The 5,778-nt window shown below is 60.0% G+C and carries 8 protein-coding genes and 1 pseudogene; 7 read left to right on the forward strand and 2 right to left on the reverse strand.

Annotated elements, in window-relative coordinates:
- The coding region (locus tag KBY78_RS15500; protein WP_255144388.1) for a transposase at positions 1–398 on the forward strand (398 nt) is incomplete at its 5' end.
- A 65-nt stretch (positions 399–463) separates the two neighbouring features.
- Here KBY78_RS15500 and KBY78_RS15505 read toward each other — a convergent pair.
- Together KBY78_RS15505 and KBY78_RS15510 are read right to left on the reverse strand one after the other, a co-directional pair.
- On the reverse strand, positions 464–1,207 hold the full coding sequence (locus KBY78_RS15505; protein WP_255144389.1) for a neuromedin U: 744 nt from the start codon (positions 1,205–1,207) through the stop codon (positions 464–466).
- 89 nt (positions 1,208–1,296) lie between these two features.
- The gene (locus KBY78_RS15510; protein WP_255144390.1) at positions 1,297–1,509 is read right to left on the reverse strand and encodes a hypothetical protein; all 213 of its coding nucleotides are present in this window, start codon (positions 1,507–1,509) and stop codon (positions 1,297–1,299) included.
- A gap of 19 nt (positions 1,510–1,528) precedes the next feature.
- Between KBY78_RS15510 and KBY78_RS15515 the strand changes: the two genes are divergently transcribed.
- The 6 genes and pseudogenes from KBY78_RS15515 to KBY78_RS15540 form a co-directional block, all read left to right on the forward strand.
- Entirely contained in the window at positions 1,529–1,876 is a 348-nt protein-coding gene (locus tag KBY78_RS15515; RefSeq protein ID WP_255144391.1) for a DUF1254 domain-containing protein, read from the forward strand.
- A 120-nt stretch (positions 1,877–1,996) separates the two neighbouring features.
- Complete coding sequence (locus tag KBY78_RS15520) at positions 1,997–2,419, forward strand: hypothetical protein (RefSeq protein WP_255144392.1); 423 nt, start codon at positions 1,997–1,999, stop codon at positions 2,417–2,419.
- A gap of 949 nt (positions 2,420–3,368) precedes the next feature.
- Entirely contained in the window at positions 3,369–4,052 is a 684-nt protein-coding gene (locus KBY78_RS15525) for a hypothetical protein (RefSeq protein WP_255017634.1), read from the forward strand.
- A gap of 141 nt (positions 4,053–4,193) precedes the next feature.
- Positions 4,194–4,538: a hypothetical protein gene (locus tag KBY78_RS15530; RefSeq protein ID WP_255144393.1), complete on the forward strand. Its 345-nt coding sequence runs from the start codon at positions 4,194–4,196 to the stop codon at positions 4,536–4,538.
- Positions 4,535–5,383, forward strand: coding sequence for a PD-(D/E)XK nuclease-like domain-containing protein (locus KBY78_RS15535; protein ID WP_255144394.1), 849 nt, complete (start codon positions 4,535–4,537; stop codon positions 5,381–5,383). The genes KBY78_RS15530 and KBY78_RS15535 overlap by 4 nt, the downstream gene beginning before the upstream one ends.
- Positions 5,383–5,778 (forward strand): annotated as a pseudogene (locus KBY78_RS15540) (hypothetical protein); the annotation flags it as partial. The gene KBY78_RS15535 and the pseudogene KBY78_RS15540, both read left to right, overlap by 1 nt.

A 5,778-nucleotide genomic window follows, 5' to 3' on the forward strand; every position in this document is an offset into this window, starting at 1 on the left:
GTGCTGATCAGATCTATCGCACACGATCCAATCGCGCCTTTTGCATGAGGCATGGAATTCGCTTGAGCGGGCCGCGTCTTGGCAGGCCAAAAAATGATCCTGATCTCGTCGCTGCAGAGAAGAAGATTGCTCTAGATGATCAGAGGCGGCGCAACGGTGTAGAGGGGAAGTTCGGCCAAGGGAAGCGCCGTTTCGGGCTTGGGCTCGTTCGTGAGAAGCTAGCCGAGACCTCAGGTTGCACCATCGCCATGAATCTGTTGGTCATGAACCTCGAGAAGCTCCTGGAGCTTCTTGTTGTATTGATTGCCATATTCCAAGGCTTGCTAATGGCATGTATCGCCTCTGAGAGGCGCCCCACGCCGCTCATTTCATCGGGACTGAGTTTGGCTACATGCTGAGATGATCACGGCGCAGGCATCTCTGGATCAGAGGCTGGCCCGAGCAATAGCTTTTTCAGGAGGCCCTAATTCAGGAAAGGCTGCACCAGGAACTGATTGACCGACTGGCGATCACTGGCCCCGGCAAACGACCAGACATTGTTACCGACGGCGCCGAAGACCATGTGCTTGGTGGTGACCACCACCACAGCGGCTGGGCCTGCGCTCCATTTACCCTGGCCGGTGAGCGACTGTGTGGCCGTAGGAAGAACAAATGTAGGCCCGAGGCCCCAGGTGATGTTGCTGTTGGTTCTTGGGCTGAAATAAAACTGGGGATTGATGTCCCCAAGGCCAAACTCACCTGTATTCCCTGATGCCGAAGTGGGTTGATAGATGAATGGAACAATCGTGCGGGTGACCAACAGCAAATCCTTGCTGAGTGGAACCGGTATGACCGGTTGAATGTTGAGAACATTCTGGGTTCGCTTTCCCAGCGGTCCGTAACCGAAAATGGTGTTGTTCTGAAAGGGCAGACTGATCAGGTTGGCGATCGGATTCTGTGCTGCCTTGGCAAGTGCTGCCGCTGCTTCCTCTGTCGATTTGCCATCGCCCGAATCCGATGCACGTTGCTCGCTCTCTGGCGAAGCCTGGACCAACGACGCAGGGGTGGAGTCCTGATCGACCGTCACGGTCTGATCGAGTGTCAGGAGTTGAAGAAAGGGCGCAGGGATGCCCGATTGATCAGCGGCCTTGGACTGGCTCGAAGGATTGGGACTGGCGATTGCCGCAGGTGTCAGTGCGAAGGACAACAGCAAGAGAAAACGCTTCATCTCGGCCGACAGTTTTCAAGGAGAACCATACCTGCAGCAAACCAGAACTCGTGCAATCAACTTCTTGGCGCATTGGGAAAACCTGACAATCACCAAGGCAATGATTGCAAATTCCAGGCAACTCTAAAAATGCCAAACGGGATTGCATCAATTGCATTCCCCATGGGCTTGACATTCAGCGCAGGTGCAATGAAGTTTAGCGTGGCTTTGATGGCCATGGCATTAGGCTTTGCGATGGGTGCGCCAAGGATCTCAGTCCAGGCGAAACAACCGGAAGCCTCACCAGAGAAGGCGAAGGCCATCGATGACTGGACTGATCCCTTGACGGTTCAGGCCGCGACCTACGGTGCGCCGCTCGTCGCCATGTACAGCCTGCACTCCACCATGGCCGTTGGCCCCAAGCCCAAGTCGCCAACCAATAGCATGTGGCGCATGGAGGACACCTCCACGCCACAATTGGCCACTGAATCGGGCTTCGTATCACCGAACTTCGATGTGATCGATGGCTTTAGCTTTGCTGATCTTGGGGCCGAACCCGTCATCCTCACCGCGCCCGACTCCGGCGGTCGCTCCTGCATGATCGAAATTGTCGACATGTGGACCAACGCTTTCGCCTATCCGGCTGGCGGAGCCTCCGGCTACACAAGGACGGCAAGTTTGCCCTTGTAGGACCAAGCTGGAAGGGAGAGTATCCGGCAGCTCTCGCAATACAAGGGTGGCGCTGCGCCGAAGCCCATCGCCTACGGCTACGAAGTCTCGAAGTTGAAGCCGGAGGTAGCCACCAGCCACATGGAGTTCGACGACCCTCTGCAGTTCTGGTCGATCATTTCGGCAGCCATGAATGAGAACCCGCTGCCGGCCAGCCAGATCAACGCGCTGCTGCAGTCGTTCAACTATCTCGGCATTCAGCTGGGCAAGCAGTGGAAGCCGGAGAACGTGAATCCGATGATCATCGGCCAGATGAAGAAAGCGTCCTCCCAGATCGGAGATTTGGCGCTCGGCACCATGCCGCTGGCGGGGACGCTGAAGAACAGCTGGGTCATTCCCCGCCAACACCGGCTTCGCTGGTACGGATTACCTGTCGCGCCTCGACGTGGCGGTGTTCGGGCTGACGGCGAACACGACCGGGCTGTGGTTAGTGCCTATGGACAGAAAACAGCCTCATGCTGGATCCGCCTGACACCGTGTGACTGTCTCAGGCACAAGAACTGAGCCGACTCAGAACCTAGAAAACCTGCTGAGTACTTGGCTGAGTACTTGGTTTTTGACTGAGATCCCAGTCGTTGCCAAAGATGGGTCGCCTGAGATTCGAACTCAGGACCAATCGGTTAAAAGCCAATCTTGACTGCGTAATAATAGTTTTGCTCACAAGACTGAGTCTCACAAGGTACAGGAAAGGTACAAATGACAACCTCCGACATCATAAGACACCCCCTTAGGTTCCTGCTTGCGACACCGGTCCGGAATATGTTTTGTAACCAAGCTTTCTGAACCGCTCTATCAGGAGCAGATGCATGGCCAATCCGGGCAGCCAAGCCGAGCACAAAGCAGTCAGGGGCTGAAGCTGCGCCACAAAGCCAATAGGAAATAGGCCCAACAATGCAGACCATTTAATAATTAATAATCTATTAACTTCAAAACACAGTATTCCCAGATCCGAAAGCCCAGAACTCACGAATCTACTCAATCAATAGCTCCTGGATACTTCTCGGCTCGCGAGGTGCGGCATGGACACCACCACTGATTCCTGTTGCTCGCCCATCAGCAGCTCGCCCGTTTGCTCAGCCCTTATCCATGTCTATGGGTGCACATAGCGGCGGTCTTGACATATAGAACTTGTGCTTAGGCCTGGCAGACCTTTCAACGACACCAGGCACACTTACCGCCGGCCGCCCAACAAGGGCCTGAGCAACTGGGGTGCAGCCTCCAGACCAGGGGAGACTGCCCTAGCCAGTTGGATCAGGAGCGCTCCCGCTTCGCTGGCCTGGCAGTTCAGGGCCGGTGTCGTCACAAGCCAACGGTCTGGGTTCCTGGTCCTGGCGGGCGGTCGTGCCCGAGCCCGATTGGGGCCAAAACGTAAAAGTTTGCACAAAACGCCAGCAAAGATTTGCCGCTCGCAAACCTGCGGGACATACAGTCTGGGTTCCCGAACGGCAACCCCGTGCAGAGCCTTCAGCACAAGCTTGATGCCGCCCGGGTGCAGTTCGGCAAGTTTCTGCGCAACTGGCGGCGCAGCAACGACTGGTCGGTGACCACTGCCCAGGATTGGGCCAAGGCTTGTCCTGCCCTAATCCCCTGGTCCTTGCGGGTAGCCGGCGGCCAGTGGGGGAACCTGGAGAACGGCAAGGTCCACCAGCCCCAGCCCAGCACCTTCATCCAGCTAGGGGTGCTCAACGAGTGCCTGGCCCTAGAGGACCGGGGCCCGATCAAAGACCGGACCCTGCGCGATCGGGTGCAACGGGCCCAACCTGTCCGCCACCCCGACGGCCGCCTTTGGGGCGCTGAGGACTGGTTCGCCTGCTACATCGGCAAACTGGAGGGACCGGCAGGGCTTTGGCCCCGTCAAGAAGAGATCGACGCGGAAATCGAGACCAAGCAGCTGCGCAGCCTGTTTGAGCGGGCTGTGGAGCATGTCGGCGCACGCCCGGTATCGGCAGCGATGCAGGTGCTGCGCAAGGCCGGTGATCTGCCGATGGAGCAGGTAGAGGCGATCGAGAACGCCCTGTTTGCAGGCGAGCGGCTGGCACCAGCCATCGTGCCTATTGCCCGCCAGGCCCTCGCTGACTGGGTGCGAGAGGCGGCGCCGGAGCTGCTCGACTCCGAGGTGGAGAGCGGCGCCTCCTGAACTAGGCGGCAGCACGCGGACCCAGGCTGCTGCCGTGACAAGCACTACAAAGCAGTAATTATGCGCAGGCGGAATACTTGCTTTTAGCGTTCCCGAAAGTGTGGCAATAGGGGTAGCTTTGGCGTCAACCTGCTAGGACTTGTGAATTGCGCCGAACGCGGCTCTCCTGATACCGATTCCAGGTCCCCTGATGGCCTGGCCCACCAGGATCCTCCTCGCTCCGAGCTGGAGCACTACACCTTGATCCAGGCCGCCTTCTCTGCTGCCCTTGCCAACTGGCAGCAGCACTGGCCGGCCATCACAGCTGAATCCCTCGCGGCCCTCGCCGGCCACGGCATCGCCATCAGTTTCCGCCAGAGCGCTTGCGGCGGCTACGTGGCCACCCTGCTGCACTGCCGCGGCGGCGGTATTGACTCAGGCCTGTGCCCGTCACTGCTGGAGGCAAGGCGGCTCGTTCTCGGCCACGGCCAGGAGGAGAGCCCATGAGCAACCTCTCGCTAACTGACTACCACCGCCATCCCGCCTGGTCTCCCACTGCCCTTAAGGCGGCGGTCACCGGCACGATGCGGGCCTGGTGGCAGCGCTTTGGGCCAGAAGCGGCGCCGTTCGTGCCCTCGGCGGACATGGTCAAGGGGGATCTAGTCGATGCCCTACTCACCCCACCGTTCCGCATCGAGGAGCGCTTTGCGGCGTTCAAATCGATTGCCCGCAACACCAAGGCCGGTGCCGCCAACTGCGCCGAGGCCGAGGCAGCCGGACTGACGCCGGTGAGCCACGAGATGGTGGAGCAGGCCCTGCGCATCCGCGATGCGCTCCATGCAGATCCAGTGGTGGGGGAGGTGCTGGCGACCCTGGACCCAGCGGCCAGCCAGCAGCCCCACTTCTGGCAGGACGAAGCGGGCCGGCCCTGCCGCTGCCTGCCGGATGTGGTCACTAGCGACGGCCGCCTGTTCGATCTAAAGAAGACGCGCAGCGCCGTGCCGCGCCGCTTCTACTGGCAGGCAAAGGATCTGGCCTACGACCTGCAGATCGCCCATCTGGCCCTGGGCCAGCAGGACCGTTGCGGCACTGAACCGGTCGAAACCGGGGTGATCGCCTTCGAGTGGCCGAGCGATCCGGCCGCGGCGATCGACTGCAGCCTGCTGATCTTCGATGGGCAGGACCTGCAGACGGGGCTGCAGCGACGGGAGGAGGCCTTCCAGCGGATCGCCGCTTGCCAGGCCAGTGGCAGCTGGCCCAGCCACGGCCGCCAGGCCTTCCGTCCTGCGCCCAGCAGCTTTAGCCTTCCCGAAAGCGAAGGAATTGATCTGGATTCCATTGACCTCTTCTAATGAGCAACTCCACCCTTGTGAGCGGCGCCGAGGCGCCCTCCAGTTCCGTCTCCGCTTCCGCGCTGGCGGTGCAAGCGGACACCCTGCAGGTGTTCAGCGGCATCGCCGCCTTTGACGCCGCCCAGCGCATGGCCAAAGCCTTGTGCTCCTCCACCCTTGTGCCCAAGGAGTACCAAGGGCAGCAGGGGCTGGCCAACAGCTTGATCGCCCTGGAGATCGCCGGGCGCATGCGCCTCTCACCGCTAGTGCTGATGCAGAACATGACGCCGATACACGGGCGGCCGACCTGGAGCAGCAAGTTCCTGATCGCCACAGTGAATGCCAGCGGCCGCTTCTCGCCGCTGCGCTTTGTCTTGGACGCCAAGGAGCAGCCCAGCAGGTGCTACGCGGTAGCC

It is taken from the genome of Synechococcus sp. EJ6-Ellesmere, assembly GCF_024345875.1.
GTDB lineage: Bacteria > Cyanobacteriota > Cyanobacteriia > PCC-6307 > Cyanobiaceae > Regnicoccus_A > Regnicoccus_A antarcticus.